Source organism: Arthrobacter sp. efr-133-TYG-118, from assembly GCF_030209755.1.
Classification (GTDB): Bacteria; Actinomycetota; Actinomycetes; order Actinomycetales; family Micrococcaceae; genus Arthrobacter.
In genome coordinates, this window is sequence record NZ_JARVRH010000024.1 from 33347 (window position 1) to 52617 (window position 19271).

The 19271-nt window shown below is 64.6% G+C and carries 21 protein-coding genes; 4 read left to right on the forward strand and 17 right to left on the reverse strand.

Features of this window, described 5'->3' with window-relative positions; genetic code table 11:
• Positions 1-15: 15 nt before the first annotated feature.
• From QRN59_RS18365 to infC, 5 genes are all read right to left on the reverse strand, one after another.
• Positions 16-933, reverse strand: a complete 918-nt coding sequence (locus QRN59_RS18365) for a cation diffusion facilitator family transporter (RefSeq protein WP_284983906.1) — start codon at positions 931-933, stop codon at positions 16-18.
• A gap of 102 nt (positions 934-1035) precedes the next feature.
• On the reverse strand, positions 1036-1932 hold the full coding sequence (locus QRN59_RS18370) for a TrmH family RNA methyltransferase (RefSeq protein ID WP_284983907.1): 897 nt from the start codon (positions 1930-1932) through the stop codon (positions 1036-1038).
• Between the two features lie 26 nt (positions 1933-1958).
• On the reverse strand, positions 1959-2639 hold the full coding sequence (rplT, locus tag QRN59_RS18375; protein ID WP_284983908.1) for a 50S ribosomal protein L20, sunset domain variant: 681 nt from the start codon (positions 2637-2639) through the stop codon (positions 1959-1961).
• A 117-nt stretch (positions 2640-2756) separates the two neighbouring features.
• The gene (gene rpmI / locus QRN59_RS18380; protein WP_059387794.1) at positions 2757-2951 is read right to left on the reverse strand and encodes a 50S ribosomal protein L35; all 195 of its coding nucleotides are present in this window, start codon (positions 2949-2951) and stop codon (positions 2757-2759) included.
• 117 nt (positions 2952-3068) lie between these two features.
• Positions 3069-4085 (reverse strand): translation initiation factor IF-3, encoded by a 1017-nt coding sequence (infC, locus tag QRN59_RS18385; protein ID WP_502871083.1) that lies wholly within the window; start codon positions 4083-4085, stop codon positions 3069-3071.
• Between the two features lie 377 nt (positions 4086-4462).
• Between infC and QRN59_RS18390 the strand changes: the two genes are divergently transcribed.
• Positions 4463-4849, forward strand: a complete 387-nt coding sequence (locus QRN59_RS18390) for a DUF1844 domain-containing protein (RefSeq protein ID WP_284983909.1) — start codon at positions 4463-4465, stop codon at positions 4847-4849.
• An 84-nt stretch (positions 4850-4933) separates the two neighbouring features.
• Here the strand turns inward: QRN59_RS18390 and QRN59_RS18395 are convergent, their stop codons facing one another.
• The 8 genes from QRN59_RS18395 to QRN59_RS18430 all read right to left on the reverse strand — a co-directional run bounded on the left by QRN59_RS18395 (position 4934) and on the right by QRN59_RS18430 (position 11202).
• Entirely contained in the window at positions 4934-6268 is a 1335-nt protein-coding gene (locus QRN59_RS18395; protein ID WP_284983910.1) for an MFS transporter, read from the reverse strand.
• Between the two features lie 58 nt (positions 6269-6326).
• On the reverse strand, positions 6327-7226 hold the full coding sequence (locus QRN59_RS18400; RefSeq protein WP_284983911.1) for an SseB family protein: 900 nt from the start codon (positions 7224-7226) through the stop codon (positions 6327-6329).
• Positions 7226-7972, reverse strand: coding sequence for a bifunctional 1-(5-phosphoribosyl)-5-((5-phosphoribosylamino)methylideneamino)imidazole-4-carboxamide isomerase/phosphoribosylanthranilate isomerase PriA (gene priA, locus QRN59_RS18405; protein WP_284983912.1), 747 nt, complete (start codon positions 7970-7972; stop codon positions 7226-7228). Before priA ends, QRN59_RS18400 begins: the two co-directional genes overlap by 1 nt.
• Before the next feature lie 79 nt (positions 7973-8051).
• Complete coding sequence (locus QRN59_RS18410; protein ID WP_234753137.1) at positions 8052-8210, reverse strand: CG2302 family histidine operon protein; 159 nt, start codon at positions 8208-8210, stop codon at positions 8052-8054.
• 1 nt (position 8211) lies between these two features.
• Positions 8212-8967 carry an imidazole glycerol phosphate synthase subunit HisH gene (gene hisH, locus QRN59_RS18415; protein WP_284983913.1) on the reverse strand — a complete coding sequence of 252 codons (756 nt, stop codon included), beginning with the start codon at positions 8965-8967 and terminating at the stop codon, positions 8212-8214.
• The gene (hisB, locus tag QRN59_RS18420; protein WP_234753135.1) at positions 8964-9590 is read right to left on the reverse strand and encodes an imidazoleglycerol-phosphate dehydratase HisB; all 627 of its coding nucleotides are present in this window, start codon (positions 9588-9590) and stop codon (positions 8964-8966) included. Before hisB ends, hisH begins: the two co-directional genes overlap by 4 nt.
• 42 nt (positions 9591-9632) lie before the next feature.
• On the reverse strand, positions 9633-10751 hold the full coding sequence (locus QRN59_RS18425; protein WP_284983914.1) for a histidinol-phosphate transaminase: 1119 nt from the start codon (positions 10749-10751) through the stop codon (positions 9633-9635).
• Positions 10752-10842: 91 nt separating this feature from the next.
• Positions 10843-11202: a LysM peptidoglycan-binding domain-containing protein gene (locus QRN59_RS18430; RefSeq protein ID WP_284983915.1), complete on the reverse strand. Its 360-nt coding sequence runs from the start codon at positions 11200-11202 to the stop codon at positions 10843-10845.
• A 366-nt stretch (positions 11203-11568) separates the two neighbouring features.
• Here QRN59_RS18430 and lexA point away from each other — a divergent pair, with 366 nt between their 5' ends.
• Both lexA and QRN59_RS18440 read left to right on the forward strand, forming a co-directional pair.
• A complete protein-coding gene (lexA, locus tag QRN59_RS18435) occupies positions 11569-12318 on the forward strand; it encodes a transcriptional repressor LexA (RefSeq protein WP_284983916.1) in 750 nt (249 codons plus the stop codon).
• Between the two features lie 71 nt (positions 12319-12389).
• Positions 12390-12644: a pentapeptide repeat-containing protein gene (locus QRN59_RS18440; RefSeq protein WP_350225247.1), complete on the forward strand. Its 255-nt coding sequence runs from the start codon at positions 12390-12392 to the stop codon at positions 12642-12644.
• 87 nt (positions 12645-12731) lie between these two features.
• On the opposite strand, the gene QRN59_RS18445 is transcribed toward QRN59_RS18440, so the two are convergent.
• Together QRN59_RS18445 and hflX are read right to left on the reverse strand one after the other, a co-directional pair.
• Positions 12732-14789, reverse strand: a complete 2058-nt coding sequence (locus QRN59_RS18445) for an ATP-dependent DNA helicase (RefSeq protein WP_284983917.1) — start codon at positions 14787-14789, stop codon at positions 12732-12734.
• Positions 14782-16344 carry a GTPase HflX gene (hflX, locus tag QRN59_RS18450; RefSeq protein ID WP_284983918.1) on the reverse strand — a complete coding sequence of 521 codons (1563 nt, stop codon included), beginning with the start codon at positions 16342-16344 and terminating at the stop codon, positions 14782-14784. Before hflX ends, QRN59_RS18445 begins: the two co-directional genes overlap by 8 nt.
• 388 nt (positions 16345-16732) lie before the next feature.
• Between hflX and QRN59_RS18455 the strand changes: the two genes are divergently transcribed.
• Complete coding sequence (locus QRN59_RS18455) at positions 16733-17347, forward strand: class I SAM-dependent methyltransferase (RefSeq protein WP_284983919.1); 615 nt, start codon at positions 16733-16735, stop codon at positions 17345-17347.
• Here QRN59_RS18455 and dapF read toward each other — a convergent pair.
• Both dapF and miaA read right to left on the reverse strand, forming a co-directional pair.
• Complete coding sequence (dapF, locus tag QRN59_RS18460) at positions 17328-18296, reverse strand: diaminopimelate epimerase (protein ID WP_284983920.1); 969 nt, start codon at positions 18294-18296, stop codon at positions 17328-17330. The genes QRN59_RS18455 and dapF overlap by 20 nt on opposite strands.
• 31 nt (positions 18297-18327) lie before the next feature.
• Complete coding sequence (miaA, locus tag QRN59_RS18465) at positions 18328-19269, reverse strand: tRNA (adenosine(37)-N6)-dimethylallyltransferase MiaA (protein WP_284983921.1); 942 nt, start codon at positions 19267-19269, stop codon at positions 18328-18330.
• Positions 19270-19271: the final 2 nt, after the last annotated feature.

Consider the following 19271-nt stretch of genomic DNA (forward strand, 5'->3'; position numbering starts at 1 on the left):
GCTGCCTTCGCCAGCTTAGACCTGGACCCGCTCGACGTCGGGCTCCAAGTAGATGACCCGGGCGATCGGTACTGCAGTGCGGATCCTGAGTTCGGCGGCGTCGATCGCCTTGGCAATCGCCTGACCGGTATCTGCCGCGCCCACACTGATCTTTGCAGCGACAAGCAACTCCTCCGGGCCCAGGTGCATGGTCTTGAGGTGGATGATGCGCGTGCCATCGGACTCAATGGCTTCCGTGATGCGCGCGTTGTCCTCTTTGGTGGCCGATTCGCCGAGCAGCAAAGACTTGGTTTCCACCGCGAGAACCACGGCGATTCCCACAAGGAGCAGGCCGATCATTCCTGTGCCCGCGGCGTCCCACAAGCCATTGCCCGTGATCAGTGTCAGGCTCACGCCGAACAGCGCGAAAACGAGGCCCAGGAGGGCTCCGAAATCCTCCAGGAGGATCACGGGCAGTTCCGGTTGCTTGGCGTTGCGAATGAACTTGATCCAGCTTTGTTTTCCGCGCAAGGGGTTGGATTCGTGGATGGCGGTGCGGAACGAGAAGGATTCCGCCACAATGGCTCCGACCAGCACGGCGAGCGGCACCCACCAGAAATCGCCTTCAATGCCATGGGGGTGCTGGAATTTCTCCCAGGATTCGTACAGCGCGAAGAGGCCACCAACGCTGAACAGCACGATCGAGACGATGAAGGCGTAGATGTAGCGCTCACGGCCATAGCCGAACGGGTGTTCGGGGCTTGCGGCCCGCTGCGCCCGCTTCCCGCCAAGCAGCAGGAGCAATTGGTTGCCGGAGTCGGCTACGGAGTGGATTGCCTCCGCCAACATGGACGACGACATCGTCAGGACGAATGCGACGAATTTGAGTACAGCGATCGCCAGGTTGGCACTCAATGCCGCCACGATTGCCTTGGTACCGCCACTTGCAGCCACGAAAGCTCCACCTTTTCTTCGGTTCAGGGATGTGAGTGAATCGGCAGGAACGGACCGCAGGGCCGCGTCCCTGCAAGCAATACCGTACCTGTTGGGAAATTCTCAGGAGGCGTGCTGGGAGCGTGCGCTGGCGTAAAGGCAGACTGTGGCGGCCGTGCCGAGGTTCAGGCTTTCCGCCGAACCATAGACGGGCACTGCGACACGATGGTCGGCAAGGGCGAGCTCGGAGTCCGAAAGTCCTTGCGCCTCGTTGCCGAACAGCCAGGCCGTCGGGGCTTCGAGTGCGTAGGCGGAAGGCGCTGCCGACACACCCAGGCGGCGTGCCGCGTTCTCGTCCTGAAGTTTGTCCAGATTGAGGGTGCCGTAACCGTCCGCTGCGAGAATCCCGATGCCGCGCTCCTTGCAGAGGGCCACGAGCTCCTCGACGTCCGCACCCAGGACAACCGGCAGGTGGAAGAGCGAACCTGCCGTGGACCGCACAGCCTTCGGGTTGTAAATGTCAACGCTGGAGGCCGTCAAGACCACCGCATCCGCACCGGCCGCATCGGCGGCCCGAAGCACCGTTCCGGCGTTGCCGGGATCCCGCACTTGGCACATGACGGCGATCAGCCGCGGTCCGGCGTCGAGCACTGAATCAAGGCTGACGTCCACGAAACCGCAGACGGCCACAATCCCCTGGGGATTGACGGTGTCCGCCATTGCGGCCAGGACATCGTCATTAGCGAGCCGCAAGGCAACGCCGCCGGCGAGCTCGGCCAGTTCCGGGAGCCGGTCCAGGCAGCTTTCGCTCGCGAAGACTTCGTGTACGACGCCGGGCTCCCCCGCCGCGGTCCGCTCCCGGTGCAGGACCAGCGCCTCGCGAACGGCCTGGGGGCCTTCCGCGAGGAACCGGCCGCGCCTTAAACGGGCCGGGCGCCCTGCAAGCTTTGCGACATCCCTGACCCGATCGGCTCGGGGGTTGGACATCGGAAGTTCTTGCGGGCGCCCGGTTTCGTTCATATACAGAACTTTAGTGGCAGTTGCGACTAGTTCTTGATCTGCTGGCGGGCTTCGCCGCCGGCAGGCTCAAAGCCTGCAGCCTTTGCGGCCTCAACGGTGGAGAACCAGTATTCGGCAACAGTGACGTCGTACCAGGTGGAACCCGGAACGTGGTACTTGTTGGACTCGGCGTTGCCCTTGATGGCGTGGCCTTCCGGTGCAGCTTCGCCCTCAACGGCAACAACAGCGCCTTCGATGGCCGGCTTCTCGGAAACCGATGCCTTGACCGCAGTAGCGGTCTTGGCAGCCGGAGCAGCCTTGGCGGCAGCCTTCGGAGCGGCCTCGGCCTTGGCGGCCGGAGCGGAAGTGTCGGCAGGCAGGGAGTCCTTGGCAACCTTGACCAGCGCGGCGAAAGCGTTGGCGTCGGAAACGGCCAGCTCTGCCAGCATGCGGCGGTCAACCTCGACCTCAGCGGCCTTCAGGCCCTGGATCAGACGGTTGTAGGTCAGGCCGTTGGCGCGGGATGCAGCGTTGATGCGCTGGATCCAGAGGCGACGGAAGTCACCCTTCTTCTTGCGGCGGTCGCCGTAGCTGTACACAAACGAGTGCAGCAGCTGCTCTTTTGCCTTGCGGTACAGGCGAGACCGCTGACCGCGGTAACCCTTGGCCCGTTCAAGGACAACCCGACGCTTCTTGTGGGCGTTTACCGCCCGCTTCACACGTGCCACGTGCGTACTCCTTCAAAATTCTTATCCCAAGCTGCTACTGCCGGAAACCCGGCCGGCCTGAGAAGGCTTTGGTGTAGTCGGCAGCTACCGGATGGCAGCAACCAGAAAACTTGGAACTTAGACGCCGAGCATCTTCTTGATGACCTTGGCATCGCCCTTGAAGACGATCTTGTCGCCGGCAAGGCGACGAGTCAGCGTGGAGGACTTGTGCTCCAGGTAGTGGCGGCGGTTGGCCTGCTGACGCTTCAGCTTGCCGGTACCGGTCAGCTTGAAGCGCTTCTTAGCACCACTGTGGGTCTTCATCTTCGGCATGGGAACCGATCTCCTTACGTGTCCGCAGACTGGGTCTGCAGTTCTTTCGTGCAGCCTCCCCAGAGGGGGCGGCTGCTGCTTTCGTGCCGGGCGGAGGGGATGCCTCCTGCGGCGTGACTAGTTGGTCTTGCGTGCCGCTGGCTTCGGAGCGGCCTTGGGGGCTGCCGGTCGAGCTGCAGGCTTCGGAACCGCGGGCTTCGCCATCGGTTTCGGTACTGGTGTAGCGGCAGGCTTGGGGGCGGCCGGAACAACAGGCTTGGACGCTGCCTGCTCAGGAACCCTTGCGGGCGCCGGTGCCTTCGCCGGTGCCGGTGCGGGCGACGCTTCAACCACGGGAGCCGCTTCAACAACGGGGGCCTCTTCGACAACCGGAGCTGCTTCAACCACAGGGGCCTCTTCGACAACCGATTCCTCAGCGACCGGAGTCTCTTCGACTTCGGCAGCCTCCGCCTCAACGGCGTCGGGAACGGTTTCCTCAGCCTGGGTTTCCTCGGCCTGGGTTTCCCCAGCCTGAGTCAAGAGTTCCGCCGGGAGCAAGTCCGCAAGTGACTGGGTCAAGGGAGCATCCTCGCCTGAAACGTCAATCCGGCCTGCGGCCTTGGCTTCATTCTGGGCTTTGGCTTCTGCACGCTGCGCCGCGCGGCGGGCCTCGGCCTTGGCCTCGGCCTTGTTCTTCAACGGACCAATCACCATGACCATGTTGCGGCCATCGATGCGCGGGCTGGACTCAATCACGCCAACTTCGGCAACGTCCTCAGCGAAGCGCTGCAACAGGCGGATGCCCATTTCAGGGCGCTGCTGCTCACGTCCACGGAACTGGATCATGGCCTTCACCTTGTCACCGGCACCCAGGAAGCGAAGCGCGTGGCCGCGCTTGGTCTCGTAGTCGTGGGTGTCGATCTTCAGGCGGAAGCGGATTTCCTTGAGAACCGTGTTGGTCTGGTTCTTGCGGGCCTCACGGGCTTTGACAGCGGCTTCGTACTTGTACTTGCCGAAGTCCATCAGCTTGCACACCGGAGGCTTCGCCTGCGGTGCAACTTCAACGAGATCCAGGTCAGCCTCGGCAGCCAGACGCAGGGCGTCCTCAATACGGACGATTCCAACCTGTTCGCCGGCAGGGCCGACCAAACGCACCTCGGGGACGCGGATACGCTCATTGATTCTTGGCTCGCTAATGTCAAAGCTCCTGTTGTTGTGATGAGTATTCCACCGGCAAATAGAGAAGGCCCCCAATTGCTGGCGCAATCGAAGGCCTCGAAGATCGGATACGGCCCCTCAATGGGGCGTTCGCACCACCCAAGGCTGACCTTGAACGGTGTCCGACCAGGTACCCGGCAACTTACATCCCCGGAGGGAAACGGCTGACGCGGGTGGGAGAGAACTCCGCTTGCAAACTGAAAATCAATTCTACAGAAATCGGCAACCAACCGCACATTAACGATGGGGGGCCGAGCGCTGCGTGTGCCATGCAAAATGGCAACTTCCAGTCGGTCTGTGACAAGCTTACCAGCATGAGCACTTCAGACAGCAATTCCCTCGACCACGAGCCCTCCGGCACCGACGCCGGCGTAGGCCAGCAGATCCGCGACATTTCGGAAGTTCCGGCTGTTGAGGTCATCACCACCGGCGCCGTTCACCTCATGAGCGCAGCGGCCGTCAAGGTGGGCTTGGCCGACGACCCCGAGGCCGAGGAGCTCAAGGACCTGGACGAAGCCCGCAAACTGATCACCGCTTTGGCCGGCCTGGTCACCGCCGCGGCACCGGAAATCGGCTCGCAGCATGCCGGCCCCTTGCGTGATGGCCTGCGTTCCCTGCAGCTTGCGTTCCGCGAAGCTTCCCTCATCCCGGACGAGCCGGGCAAGGGCCCGGGCGAAAAGTTCACCGGCCCGGTCAACTGACCCGGACTACCCGTACCACCGCGACGGCGGGCTGGCCACTTTGGCCGGCCCGCCGTCGTCGTATCCTGGCGGTTTAGGCGCAATTCAGGCGGCCGGATCCTCCGCGCCGGACTGGGTGGTGGTCATGATCCGGCGCCGACGCAGCTGGAGGAACAGCCCGGCAAGGCACAGCACCACTCCGGCCGTCCCGATGGCGACGAAGCCGGCCCACGGCCCGACGCCGTCGATAAAGAGCCCCGCGACCGGCGAACCGAAAGCCACGCCTGCCGTGAGAGCCGAGCCATACCAGCCCATTGCCTCGCCGCGCCGGTCCTCATCCACGATCTCGGCGACCTTTTCCGAAGCCGCGGACAACACCGGCGCGCAGAGCAGGCCGGGGAGCAGGGACAACAAAGCAAGGGTCCAGGTGTCCCCGGCGAAGCCCATCGGGATGGTCAGGGCCGCCATGCCCAGCAGGAGGAGGATGGGTGAGACGGGGCGGTGCATGGCGCCGTAGATGAGCCCGCCGACTACCGAAGAGGCGCACCAGAAGAAGAAGACAATTCCGATCTCGCTCTCGTGCCCGCCGCGCTGCAACACCGCGACGATTCCGACGTCGGTGCCGCTCAGTACCATGCCGGATCCTGCGGCGACGGCGAACACGGCGGCCACCGCCGCGGTGAACCATGTGAAGTTCCGGGCCATCTTTCCCCGCAGCCCGGAAGGTTGCGGGACCGTCGGAGCCATCTCTGAAGCGGCTTCCTGGAGATGGGCCGGCGCCGATGCCACCACTGCGGCTTCGGCCGCATGGAGCTCATCGGCATCCCGGTCGGCCGTCTGGCCGGCATCCAGGACGCCCTCGCTACGGGTGGGCGGGTTGAACCACAGCAGGAAGAGACCGGCCGCCGAGGTACACACACCCACGATGGTCAGGCCGAGGACCGTGAACCCGCTGGTAGCCACAACCGCGCCCACCGCGGGGCCGATCATGAAGACCACTTCGGTGCCGATGGAGTCCAAAGCGTAGGCCGAACGCCGCTGCTCGCCAACAACCAGCACACCGAGGGACTGCCGGATGACGCTGAAGATCGGCAGCGTCAACAGGCCCCCGACGAAGACAAGCGGAAGGATCCATTCGTAACTGACGTGCGGCACCACGGACCAAATCACCAGCTCAGACACCACCGAAGGAACAAGCGCCCTGCGCAGGCCGACAGTGTCCACTCGCCGCCCTCGCCACGGGGCGCCAATCGCGATGCCGATGGTGAATACCGCGGCCGCAGCACCGGCGGCGGCGTATCCCTTGCCCAGGGTCAGCACGATGTGCAGGGTGAGCAGAACTCCCGCCGCCGAGTGCGGTATGCGGGCGACCATGCCTACCAGCAGGAGACGCCGCACGGACGTGATGGAAAGCATCTCCCGGTAGAGAGAGAAATTCACGAGATACATCCTCTGTTCTGCCGAGGGCAGGACAAGGACGTTCCCCCTGTGCCTTCGGCTACTGTGCCGCCCGCTGCAAGCTGACTTCGATCGAGTCAACCCGCTCGGCGAACAATTCGTTCTGCGCCCAACGTCCGTTCAGCCCGGAGACGAGATCCTGCACGGCGGCGGCGTCCAGGCCGTCTTCGAGGTACAGGACCACGCGCAATTCAGGCCCCGGTCCCCCGCCGGCCATGGCCAATCCATCAGCCGTGCGCGAAGCCATCCCCGATCCTGGCCGCATCTCCAAGCGCCGCACGGCCGGGTACGTCCCTGCCAAGGAATTGAGAGCAGCCTCCAGTTCATCATCAAGGTACGACGGCGTCCAGTCGCGCTGCTGCGCCAGTGACCACATGGCAGGCCGGCGCACCACGAAGGTGACATCCGAACCGGGATCCAGGACGAGCAGCTGGGCTCCCTCCGACACGGCAGACAACGCCGCCCGGGCCGCATAAACAGCGACGGGGCGAGCCTGCGGGTGCCATGCTTCAAGGGCGGCAGCCGAGGTGAACACGGGCATGGCTGTGCGCCCATCCGGCGCTTTCAGTGTCACGAGCGCCATGTCGGCCTGCTTGTCGGCATGGAGGCCGTCCACGCCTTCGGCTTCCTCAGCGAGCTGGGCCACCACCGGGACAAAGACCCTGGCGGTTGCCAACGAAGCCACCACGCCGGCCTCGCTGCCGGTACCGGCGAGCAAGGCCGCGACGGCGGCGAGGTACCCGGCGTCGGGCGTTCCGTCGTCGTCTTCGAAATTATGGATCTTGGCGGCGTCTCCGCTCAGGTCGCGGCCCGCCCAGGGCTGGCCGGCAGAATCGCCAGCTCCCCCGGCACCCGCCAGGGCCGCAGCGATGTGCCCGGGCAACTGCCGGGGTGCCGGAGTGGCAGCCTTGTCAGCAGGGGACTGTGGATCCCGCGACATCAGCGGCGGCCGGCGACGTCCAGGGCTTCCGGAAGCGTGAAGGCACCGGCATACAGCGCCTTGCCGACGATCGCTCCTTCGACCCCGAGCGGTACGAGTTCGCGCAGGACGCGCAGGTCCTCGAGGCTCGAGATGCCGCCCGACGCAACGACAGGTTTGCCGGTCTTTTCGACCATCTGGCGCAGCAGCTCCACGTTGGGACCCTGCAACGTTCCGTCCTTCGTGACGTCGGTGACCACGTAACGGGCGCAACCGGCGTCCTCAAGGCGGGCCAGCACCTCCCAGAGATCCCCGCCCTCCTTGGTCCAGCCACGGCCCGCGAGCGTTGTGCCGCGGACGTCGAGCCCGACGGCGATCTTGTCACCGAAGCGGCCGATGGCCCGGCGGGTCCACTCCGGGTTCTCCAACGCGGCGGTTCCGAGGTTCACTCGGGCGACACCGAGCTCAAGTGCGCGCTCGAGGGACTCGTCGTCGCGCAGTCCGCCGGAAAGCTCCACCTTGACGTTCAGCTGCGAGACGACCTCGCTGATGAGGTCAGCATTGTTGCCGCGGCCGAAGGCGGCGTCAAGGTCCACCATGTGTACCCATTCGGCTCCGGCGTTCTGCCAGTTCAGTGCAGCTTCCAGCGGGGTGCCGTAGCTGGTCTCGGAGCCGGCTTCTCCCTGAAGGAGACGGACAGCCTGGCCGTCCACGATGTCGACGGCGGGCAGGAGTTCCAGAACAGGCAGTTCGGAGGCGGTGGTCATTGAAGTCCTCGGTGTTGTGGAGACGGGCGTCAGTCGCCCGCTGAGCTAATTGGCAGGCAAGGTCACGTGGCGGGCACGATCATTTGGAAGGCAGGGTGAAGAGGTAGGCCGCCAGCAGTGCCAGGCCGGCTAGTACGTAGAACGAAATGGAGACCCAGGCGGGACGCTTCTGCTGGTGGAAGGAGATTCCGCCGCCAACCAGTAGCCCGGCCGCGCCCATGAAGATAACGGACCACATATTAGGCAGCGCCTCCGGCCCCGGTCGCCTGCGGCTGGATTTTTGCTTGCGGGCGCAAGCCCTCAACCCAGTTTCGCAGGAGCCGGGCTCCGGCGTCGCCCGACTTCTCGGGGTGGAATTGCGTGGCGCACAACGGACCGTTCTCCACGGCGGCGATGAAGGGGGCGCCGTGCTCGGACCATGTCACCTTCGGCGGGGCCATGCGGGGCTGGACGACGTCGAATTCCCACTTCTGCACGCCGTAGGAGTGCACGAAATAGAAACGTTCGTGCTCGACGCCTGCGAACAGCTTTGAGCCTTCCGGCACGTCCACGGTGTTCCAGCCCATGTGCGGGACAACGGGTGCAGGGAGGAGTTCCACCTTGCCTGGCCACTCGCCCATGCCTTCTGCCTCGGTACCGTGCTCCACTCCGGCCTCGAACAACACCTGGAGCCCGACGCAAATACCCAGGACGGGCCGGCCCCCGGCCACACGACGGCCGATCATCCGGATGGCGTCGACTGCCTTGAGTTCGCGCATCACTGTTTCGAAGGCGCCGACGCCCGGGACCAGGAGCCCATCGGCGTTCAGGACATCTTCGGGCTTGGCGCTCAATGTGACTGCTGCTCCGGCACGCTCAAGCGCCCGGACCGCCGAGCGGACATTGCCCGAGCCATAGTCAAGGACCGTTACGGTCGGTTTTCCTTCAGGCGAGACAATGCGGCTGGCGGCCTTCGGATCCACGACAGCGCCATCCTTGAGGATGTGCGTACTCACAAGGCACCCTTGGTGGACGGAATGCCCTCGACTCGGGGGTCGGACTCAACGGCGGAACGGAGCGCACGGGCGAACGCCTTGAACTGGGCCTCCACGATGTGGTGCGGATCGCGGCCCGCCAGGACATTCATGTGAAGGCAGATGCCGGCGTGCAGGGTGATGGCCTCAAAGACGTGGCGTGTCAGCGAACCGGTGAAGTGACCACCGATCAGGTGGTATTCCTGGCCGGCGGGCTCCCCGCCGTGAACGAGGTAAGGGCGCCCGGAGACGTCGACGACGGCGTGCGCCAGCGCTTCATCCAACGGGACCGTGGCCTCGCCGAAGCGACGGATGCCGGCTTTGTTACCCAAGGCGGTGCGGAGGACCTCCCCGAAGGTGATAGCAACATCCTCGACGGTGTGGTGGGCGTCGATGTGGGTGTCTCCGGTCGCCTTGACGGTCATGTCGATGAGCGAATGCTTGCAGAGCGCCGTCAGCATGTGGTCATAGAACGGCACCGAGGTACTGATATCCGAGACTCCCGTGCCGTCGAGGTTGATTTCAACCAGGACGGAGGACTCGCTCGTGGTGCGTTCCATGCGTGCTGTCCGGGCGGCCGCCGTGCTGGCGCCGTTTTCGCTCATTGATGATCCTTAGGAGGAAGGAGTGGTGGGACTTGTTCAAGTCTAGGCCGGTGCGGAGACCTGGCCGTCCAGCAAGGCTTCGAGCGCCTCAAGGAAGGCCGTGGTCTCAGGCTCCGTACCGGCGGTGACGCGGAGGTGGCCCGGTATGCCGACGTCGCGGATCAGGACTCCGCGCTCCAGCAGGCCTTGCCACAGGGCATGGGGGTTTTCGATTCCGCCGAAGAACACATAGTTCGAATCCGAGGCGGCCGGCTTGAAGCCCATGCGGGTCAACTCGCTGACAATGCGGTCGCGTTGGACCTTGATGTCCTCGACGTCGGCCATGAGGGCTTCGCGGTGCCGGAGGGCCGCCAGCGCGGTTGCCTGGGTGATTGCGGAGAGGTGATACGGAAGGCGGACCAAGCGGATCGCATCGGCGACCTCGGGAGCAGCTGCCATGTAGCCGATACGTGCACCGGCGAGGGCGAAGGCCTTGCTCATGGTCCGGGAGACAATGAGGCGCTCCCGGCCAGGGAGGAGCGTCAATGCACTCGGCGTGTTGTCGTGGGCGAACTCGTGGTAGGCCTCGTCGACGATCACTACCGTCTGGCTCGCCTCGCCGGCTTCGTAAACGGCTTCGACGACGTCCAGGCCAAGTCCCGTGCCGGTGGGGTTGTTCGGGGAGCAGAGGAACACGACGTTCGGCTTGAGTTCGCGAACCTGCGCGGCGGCCGAGGCCGCATCGAGTCCATAGTCTTCAGCGCGAACACCCGCGATGTATGCCGTGTCGGTTCCGCTGGCGAGCAGAGGGTACATCGAGTACGTGGGCGGGAAACCGAGCGCGGACCGGCCCGGGCCACCGAAAACCTGGAGGATCTGCTGCAGCACTTCATTGGAGCCGTTGGCCGCCCAGATGTTTTCGGCCGCAAGGTCGTGGCCGAGGTATTCCGCAAGGGCCTCGCGCAGTTCGGTGAACTCGCGGTCCGGATAGCGGTTCAGCCCGACGGCGGCTTCCGCTACCGCTTCGGTGATGGCCGCCTGGACATCGGCTGGTACGCCATGCGTGTTTTCGTTGACGTTGAGCAAAATCGGAACATCAAGCTGCGGCGCGCCATACGGGCTCAGGCCGCGGAGGTTGGTCCGGAGGGGAAGTCGGTCAAGTCGCTCAAGCTGGTCACTCACCATGACAGTTTAAGGCGCCGCGGTGGATGCACTGAAACTGTGACGGCCCGGCGCCCGTCCGGGCGAGCTGTCAGCCCGGTCAAGGTTGCTGTCAGGTGGAAGGAATGAACAACTGCTGGCCCGGCACGATGCGGCCGTCCTGAAGGTTGTTCAGCTGGATAATCTCGGCAACGACGTCACGTGGATCCCGGGAGGGCGCGGCAGTTCCCGCAATCCCCCACAAGGACTGGCCCACTTGCACCGTGACGCTTGTACTGGAGGTGGGCTGCAGCTCGGCGGCGGAATCAGCAGCCTTGGCCGGCGAATTCAGGAATCCCGCCAGGCTGAGAAGCACTGCGACCAAGAGCATTGCCGGGACGCCGAAGAAGACCATGCGTCCCCGGCGTGTCAGTCGGAGCCGGCCCGGTGCCGTACTGCGGCCGGATTTGTGGGTGATGGTGATTGCGGACATGAGCTGAGCCCTTCTGAACAATGCCGCGTTCCGGAATCTCTGGTTGCGGCTGCCAATTCTTGCCTTCAGTCAGTGCTTGCAGGACGGTTGTTCGTCGATCTGTTCGAACGATTCGAACGAGCACCCGAATCCTGCACCACTTTTATAGAACACATATTCGAACCTTGCTATGACATTTTTAGCACTTATCAACGAATGATGTCGAGACTCGCTAGAACAAATGTTTGATAAACGCCTGTGCCTGCCCTACGTTTGAGTGAAGGAACGAGCACTGAATCAGTGCAACAGGAGGGTCTGACATTTCAGGCCGACAGTCCCGGCAAGGCCTCAGCGCCGCACGGGCGGAACGGAAGGGCGTTGGCGAACATGGCAGCGAAAGCCACTGGCAGCGGGTCGGCTTCAGCGCGGAGCCAGCAGCCGCAGAAGACACCCAAGAGCCTGACCGTCCGCCAGAAGAAGATCCTGGAGACCATCCAACGTTCGGTGAACGATCATGGCTATCCGCCGTCGATGCGTGAAATCGGGGACACCGTTGGCTTGGCCAGCTTGTCCAGCGTCACGCACCAGTTGTCACAGCTCGAAAAGCTTGGCTATCTTCGCCGCGATCCCAAGCGCCCGCGTGCAATGGAAGTCCTCATGCCATTGACCTTGGACGGCGGCTCTGTCATACCCGGCGTTGAAGCGCCGGCGAAACTACGCAGCGCCGGCGGCCTGGCTGTCACGGAACTCGCGAGTGCCAGTGACACGGCCATGGTTCCCCTCGTCGGGCGCATTGCTGCCGGTGGACCCATCCTGGCGGACCAGACCGTTGAAGATGTCCTGCCGCTGCCCCGCCAGTTGGTAGGCCATGGCGAGCTCTTCATGCTGAAGGTCGCCGGCGATTCCATGATCGACGCGGCTATCTGCGATGGGGACTGGGTGGTGGTACGGCGTCAAAACGACGCACTCAACGGCGACATCGTGGCCGCACTCCTGGACGACGAAGCCACCGTCAAGACCTTCCGGCAGCGCGACGGCCATACGTGGCTGCTCCCCCAGAACACGCAGTACGAGCCCATCCTGGGAGACCATGCCACGATCATGGGCAAGGTCGTCTCGGTCCTGCGCTCACTGTAGTTCGCGGCAGCTTTGACGGCACGAGGCCCGCACTAGGACTGGGGCCTGCTCGTGCCGGGCTGACCGCCGCCGTGGAGCCGGGCGTCCGCGAGGACCCGCTCCGGTTGGTCCTCAGAGGGGCCTACCTGATTGCCGCGGATTTGCGGGACAGCGATTTGTCGGGTGTGGATCTGCTCGGCGCAGACCTCAGGGAAACGAGGTTTGAACGCGCTGATCTATCCAAGGCCATTTATCTAACCCAGCCGCAGCTCAACGCCGCCAGAGGCAGTCGCGCGACTCTTCTACCCTCGGATCTGGATATGCCCTCGCACTGGCACGACGGATGACCACACTACCCCGGCCCAGGACTGGGGCTTGTTTCCAGCTCCGCACCAACAGGCTCCGGGATCGGAAACAAGCGCCGGTTTTCGCGTTTAGGCCGACTCGGCGTAAAGCCGTTCGAGCGCACCGCGCACTACTGAACGGTCCGTGGTGGGCCAGAAGGGCGGCAACGCTGCCCGGAGGAAATTGCCGTAGCGCTCCGTCGAAAGCCGTGAATCCAGGACTGCCACGACGCCCTTGTCCCCCGTTGAGCGGATGAGGCGGCCGGCGCCCTGGGCCAGCCGGATGGCGGCGTGCGTCGCCGAAACTGCCATGAAACCGTTGCCGCCGGCCTGCGCCACCGCGCGGGAGCGTGCCGTCATCAGGGGATCGTCCGGACGAGGGAACGGGATCCGGTCAATCACTACCAGCCGGCATGAACCGCCTGGAACGTCAACGCCCTGCCAAAGGGACATGGTGCCGAACAGGCACGTGTCTTGTTCCTCGGCAAACTGCCTGACCAGCGCGGCCATGGTCGATTCACCCTGGCACAAGATGTCCACGTCGAGGCGTGACCGCATCGCTTCCGCGGCGTCCTCCGCTGCGCGGCGGGAAGAGAAGAGGCACAAGGCTCCGCCGTGCGAGGCCTTGATGAGCTCTTCAAGTTCGTCCAGCGCTTCGGGCGAGGTGCCGCGCCCCGGCTTGGGCAGGTGCTTGGCGACGTACAGCATGCCCTGCTTCGGGTAGTCGAAGGGCGAGCCTACATCCACGCCGGTCCAGCTGGGGGCCCCTTGTCCTGTCAGCCCCAGCCCTCCGGCCGTGGCCTCGAACGCGGAGCCGATGGCCAACGTGGCAGAGGTCAACACCACGGTATGGCCCGCGAAGAGCCCTTCCCGGAGGCGTCCGGCAACGCTGAGCGGCGCGACGTTGATGAGCGCAGGCGAATCCTCGTCGGGCGCCGTGTAGCCCTGCTGCGGATCGAAGGTGCTGTTCCTGGAGAGCCAGACGACTTCCCGGTTTTCCCGGGCTGAGAGCAGCCGTTCGCACAGCTCGAGGATCAACATCAGCCGTGAGCGCGCGAGCTGGCGTCCGCCGTCGACCGCATTGGACGAGTCTCCCTTCGAATCGGAAAGCGCTGCACGGCAGGCTTCCCGGAGCTGGTCCACGCAATCAAGTTGTTCGTCATTGAGCCCGTTGGGCAGGAGGCCTGAGGGCGCTCCGATGATCGCGAGTTCCAAGCGGTCCGCAGCGGCGTTCAGCGCGTCCACAGTGATGGCAGTGTGTTTGCGGGCGCTCGAGGCCGCGGCATGGATCATCGCCACGGACAGCTGCCCGGACACGGCACCGGTCACGCGGTCCTGGAGCTCATGGGCCTCGTCCACCACGACCACGTCGTATTCGGGCAGCACGGCCAGGCCTTCGAAGGCGCTGACGGCAAGCATCGCATGATTGGTGACTACGACATCGGACTCCGCGGCACGGTGGCGGGCCAGCTCGCTGAAGCACTCCTCGGCCATCGGACACTTCTGCGCCCCGAGGCACTCCATGGACGTGACCGATACCTGGCGCCACGCCCGGTCCGTCACGCCGGGCATGAGTTCATCCCGGTCCCCCGTCGCGGTCTTCCCGGCCCACTCACGCAGCCGCAGGACTTCCTTGCCGAGCTGCGAGGCAGGCCCGCCGATGGCTGCGGCGAGATGCGGAACGCTCGTGTCCTCACCGAGGGAGAACAACTGTCCTTCAGCGGGCTCCTCGCTGGGGAAACCGCCCTCGAGCTTGTGCCGGCACACATAGTTGGCCCGGCCCTTGACCAAGGCGATGCTGACCGGGCGCTCCAGCTCCGGATTGATGGTTTCCAGGAGCCGGGGCAAATCCCGGCCCACGATCTGCGTCTGCAGGGCGAGGGTGGCCGTCGACACGAGGGTAGGCTTGTTGCTCTCCATCGCGTGCGCAATCAGCGGAATCAAGTACGCGAGGGACTTGCCCGTGCCCGTGCCCGCCTGGACCAAGAGGTGTTCACCGGTCTCGATCGCCCGCGCCACCTGCCTGGCCATCTGGTGTTGGCCCGTGCGGTTCTGGCCACCCATGCCCGCGACGGCTTTGTCCAGGAGTTCGAGGGCGATCCGTTCCCCCGTGGTCTCGCCGCGCTCCCCCGCTTCTGGATCAACCATTGCTGACGAACGACTCCAGCTCGGCTGCCAGGTGCTCATGGACCATGGCCACCACGCGGGTACCTTCCTCCTCATGCTCAAGGCTGAGGATTTCGGCGTCGGTGTTGTGCAGCTTGTTGATGAGCTCACCGCGGTTGTACGGAATCAGAACCTCAAGGCGCACACCAGGACGCGGGATAGCCTCGCTGATGGCTCCAAGGAGCTCGGCAATGCCCTGTCCGGTGCGGGTGGACACGACGACGTGGCGTGGCTCTTTCTGCTTGAGCCGTTCCACGACAAACGGATCCGCGGCGTCGGCCTTGTTCAGGACAATGATTTCGGGGATCTTCCGGGCATCCACTTCGCTGAACACCGTGCGGACGGCCGCGATCTGGCCTTCCGGATCGGGATGCGAAACGTCCACCACGTGGAGGATCAGATCGGCGTCGGCCACCTCTTCCAGCGTGGAGCGGAAAGCCTCCACGAGCTGGGTGGGCATCGAACGCACGAAGCCGACGGTGTCCGAGAGCGTGTAGCCGATCCCATCAGGAGTCTGGGCCTTCCGGACCGTGGGATCCAAGGTGGCGAACAACGCGTTCTCCACGAGGACACCGGCATCCGTCAGGCGGTTGAGCAGTGACGACTTTCCGGCGTTCGTGTAACCGGCGATGGCGACCGAAGGAACGGCATTACGACGACGGTTGGCCCGCTTGGTCTCGCGCGATGGCTTCATCGCGGCGATTTCACGCCGCAGCTTGGCCATGCGTGTACGGATCCGACGGCGGTCAAGTTCGATCTTGGTTTCACCAGGACCACGCGAACCCATGCCGGCGCCGGCACCACCCACCTGGCCACCGGCCTGGCGGGACATGGAATCGCCCCAGCCACGCAGGCGCGGCAACAGGTATTCCAGCTGTGCCAGCTCAACCTGGGCCTTGCCCTCGCGGCTCTTGGCATGCTGCGCGAAGATGTCGAGGATCAACGTGGTGCGGTCCACCACCTTGACCTTGACGATGTCTTCAAGGCCGCGCCGCTGGGACGGCGCCAGTTCGGCGTCGACCACCACGGTGTCCGCGCCGGTGGACATCACGATGTCCTTGAGCTCCATGGCTTTGCCTGAGCCAAGGAACGTGCCGGGGTCCGGCTTCATGCGGCGCTGGACGATCCCATCCAGGACTTCCGAGCCAGCCGTTTCGGCCAGGGCGGCAAGTTCCCGCAGGGAATTCTCTGCGTCGGCCAGCGTGCCTTCGGTCCAGAGCCCTGCCAGCACGACGCGCTCAAGGCGCAGCTGCCGGTATTCGACCTCGGTGACATCTTCAAGTTCCGTGGACAGGCCCGCAGTACGGCCCAAGGCCCGGCGCTCGGCCAGATCCTCTTGATCGCCGTCGTAGATGCTGTGTTCTTCGTCCAGACGGGAAATCGCCTGGGCCTTGCCAAACACGCCCCGGGGTTCGTCGCGGTCCTGAACTATGGCAGGTGCGTCCTTGGAGAGAATCCGGTCGATGACAGCCTGGATTTCTTCAGGACTCATGTCCTGGGCGTCGGAATCGGGTCCGGTGTTCTTCTGCGTGGTCATGGTCTCCTTTAGGGGGTTCGGCATTTCCAGAATAGTGCCGATTCGGGTCTTATGGCGCGGAATTCGCGCAGGGCTGATGCCTGGCAAGGCTCTGCCGACGGTCTGGAGCCTCCATCCGGAACGGGCTGTGCGGATTGCATGCACGGATCCCAGGACGGGAGGGGGACGATCTGCTGAGTGTCCAGCGTCAAGACGCAACGTCTGGAACGGACATGCCAAGGCGGAATGGCGCTGCAAATGAAGCAGGCCTGCGTCGCGGGCGGTGCCGGCTACTCAAAGATCAAGAACATGCGGATCAGACTATCAGACTCCGTCAAGCCCGCGTTGAGCCGGCATGGAGCGGTGCGCGGTTTCCCTTGCCCGCTGCTGGCCACTAATCTGGCAAGCTATGGAGTCTGCTCACTATTTCAGCGCACAGCCCGCGGGGCCGTTCACCCGCAAGTCCCTCACGGTGGAACTGGCCGGCGCGACCCGCCGACTCCAGACATCGGGCGGTATCTTCAGCCCCGACGGGATCGACAAGGGAACAGCGATCCTGCTCTCCGAGGTTCCACCGCCGGCCCCGCAGGGAAATCTGTTGGACATCGGCTGCGGCTGGGGTCCCATTGCGTTGACGATGGGGCTCATGGCTCCACACGCCCGCGTCCACGCCGTTGATGTCAACGAGCGCTGCGTCACCTTGACCAACGAGAATGCCGCCCTGCTGGAGCTCGGGAATGTCACAGCGAGCCTGCCCGACGACGTCGACCCAGGCCTGACGTTCGACACCATCTGGTCAAACCCGCCCATCCGCATCGGCAAGGATGAACTCCACAGCCTGCTGCTCAGGTGGCTGCCGCGGCTCGCTCCGGGTGGAAACGCCTGGCTTGTGGTGCAGAAAAACCTTGGAGCGGACTCGCTTCAGCGGTGGCTTGCCGATACCCTCGATGCTTCCTTCTCGGTATCCCGGGAAAGTACGTCGAAATCCTTCCGCGTGCTCCGGATCAGGAAAGCGTCCCGCTAGCGACAATCACGGCCGGGCCGCTGAGCTCAACATGTTCACGGCCGCTTTCTCCCGGGAAGAACCGCACGCCGACGACGCCGCCCGGCACCTTGACGCGCCACGTGTCGGGAGCGCCTTCCCCGGCCCAGTGGCGGATGGCGACGGCGGCCGCGCAGGCACCGGTGCCGCACGATTGGGTCTCACCGACGCCGCGTTCGTGGACTCGCATGGTGATGTTGCCTACGCCGTCGTGAACGAGGGGCTCCGCGGGAACCACAAACTCGACGTTGGTGCCGTTGGCCGGCTTGGGATCGACGACGGGTGCCTTGAAGAGCTGCGTGGATTTGAGCTCTGAAAGTTCGGCCAATGCCACGACCGTGTGCGGGTTGCCCATGCTGACGGAAAGGGCTGGCCGGGCGACTTCCAGTCCGTCGGCGCTGACGAGGGAGTCCATCGCCTTGCTGGTGGCATCCTTGGGGAAAATGAACTCCCAAGGACCCATGTCCACTGCATAGCCCTCAGAGGTCCGCACGATCTTCTTGATGCCGCCGCGCGTCCCGATGGTCAGGGAATCACCAGCGTTGAGCGCGACAAGACCTTGCTCGATCAGGAATTGGACGAAGACCCGGACGCCGTTGCCGCACATCTCGGACAAAGAACCGTCGCCGTTCCGGTAATCCATGAACCACTCCGCATCGGAGTCCGCTTCGAGCAGCTGGAGGCCTTCGGGCAGGAATCGCGAAGGGACTGCTCGGATGAGCCCGTCCCCGCCGATGCCCAAGTGGCGGTCGCATAGCGCCGCGACCTGCTCCGGAGAAATCTGGTGCGCGTCTTCGGGGTCCGCGATGAGGACGAAGTCGTTGCCCGTACCGTGCCCCTTGGAGAAGGACAGTCCGTGAAGACCGGAGGCGGGGACGGCACCGCCGGCAGCGGCAGGCTGCGGGGCGGAAAATGCAAGGGTTTCATCCATGGCTCAAGGCTACCTGCACTAGGGGTTGCGCCTAAATCACCGACGCCGGGCTCGCGCAGATTTCTGCGGCTTTGGCCACCAAATCCGGATCCTGCCAGTCAAGCCAGTGGATCCGGGGGTCGGCCCGGAACCAGGTGAGCTGGCGGCGCGCGAATTGCCGGGTGGCCACGATGGTTTCTTCGGCCGCGGTAGCCGTGTCGGACTCGCCGTCGAGGACCCGCAGGAACTGGGCATATCCCAGCGCCCGCGATGCGGTCTTCCCTTGTCGCAGTCCGGCAGCGTCCAGCCACGCGACCTCTTCAAGGAGTCCGGCGTCGACCATCCCCAGGACGCGCTCGGCCAATCGCCCGCGCAGTACTCCGCGGTCGACGTCGAGCCCTACCTGCACGGCCGGCTGGAAGTACTCGCGCTTCGGCATGAAGGAGCTGAACGGACGCCCCGTGAGCTCGAAGACTTCCAGCGCGCGGATGACGCGGCGGGCGTCACCGAGCCTTCCGGCAGAAACGGGGTCGACGTGTTGCAGGCGTTCCTGGAGGCCCGGAAGACCAGATGTTTCGTGCTCCCGCTCCAGCCGCTGCCGTACGCCGGGGTCCGTGCCGGGAAATTCCAGGACGTCCAACGCTGCCCGGACGTAAAGTCCGGAGCCGCCCACCAGGATGGCACGCTTCCCGCGGCTATGGATGTCTCCAATGGCGGCGCGGCAGTCGGCCTGGAAAGCGGAGACGCTGGCTTCCTCGGTGACATCCATGGTGTCCAGCAGGTGGTGGGGTACTCCCCTGCGTTCAGGGACGCTGATCTTGGCCGTGCCGATATCCATTCCGCGATAGAACTGCATGGCGTCGGCGTTGATGACCTCGCCGTCGATCGCGAGGGCGAGACGGACGGCGAGATCGGACTTACCGGATCCGGTGGGTCCGACGACGGCGATCACGGGCGGATTCGGATCCGCTGATCCGGCCGGTACTGCTGGCATGT

Bases quoted from the DNA above. Each gene is read 5' to 3' on its own strand.
- QRN59_RS18370 (WP_284983907.1), bottom strand. From the start codon at position 1,932: ATGAACGAAACCGGGCGCCCGCAAGAACTTCCGATGTCCAACCCCCGA.
- rpmI (WP_059387794.1), bottom strand. From the start codon at position 2,951: ATGCCGAAGATGAAGACCCACAGTGGTGCTAAGAAGCGCTTCAAGCTG.
- QRN59_RS18390 (WP_284983909.1), top strand. From the start codon at position 4,463: ATGAGCACTTCAGACAGCAATTCCCTCGACCACGAGCCCTCCGGCACC.
- QRN59_RS18400 (WP_284983911.1), bottom strand. From the start codon at position 7,226: ATGTCGCGGGATCCACAGTCCCCTGCTGACAAGGCTGCCACTCCGGCA.
- priA (WP_284983912.1), bottom strand. From the start codon at position 7,972: ATGACCACCGCCTCCGAACTGCCTGTTCTGGAACTCCTGCCCGCCGTC.
- QRN59_RS18410 (WP_234753137.1), bottom strand. From the start codon at position 8,210: ATGTGGTCCGTTATCTTCATGGGCGCGGCCGGGCTACTGGTTGGCGGC.
- hisB (WP_234753135.1), bottom strand. From the start codon at position 9,590: ATGAGCGAAAACGGCGCCAGCACGGCGGCCGCCCGGACAGCACGCATG.
- QRN59_RS18430 (WP_284983915.1), bottom strand. From the start codon at position 11,202: ATGTCCGCAATCACCATCACCCACAAATCCGGCCGCAGTACGGCACCG.
- lexA (WP_284983916.1), top strand. From the start codon at position 11,569: ATGGCAGCGAAAGCCACTGGCAGCGGGTCGGCTTCAGCGCGGAGCCAG.
- QRN59_RS18445 (WP_284983917.1), bottom strand. From the start codon at position 14,789: ATGGTTGATCCAGAAGCGGGGGAGCGCGGCGAGACCACGGGGGAACGG.
- hflX (WP_284983918.1), bottom strand. From the start codon at position 16,344: ATGACCACGCAGAAGAACACCGGACCCGATTCCGACGCCCAGGACATG.
- QRN59_RS18455 (WP_284983919.1), top strand. From the start codon at position 16,733: ATGGAGTCTGCTCACTATTTCAGCGCACAGCCCGCGGGGCCGTTCACC.
- dapF (WP_284983920.1), bottom strand. From the start codon at position 18,296: ATGGATGAAACCCTTGCATTTTCCGCCCCGCAGCCTGCCGCTGCCGGC.
- miaA (WP_284983921.1), bottom strand. From the start codon at position 19,269: ATGCCAGCAGTACCGGCCGGATCAGCGGATCCGAATCCGCCCGTGATC.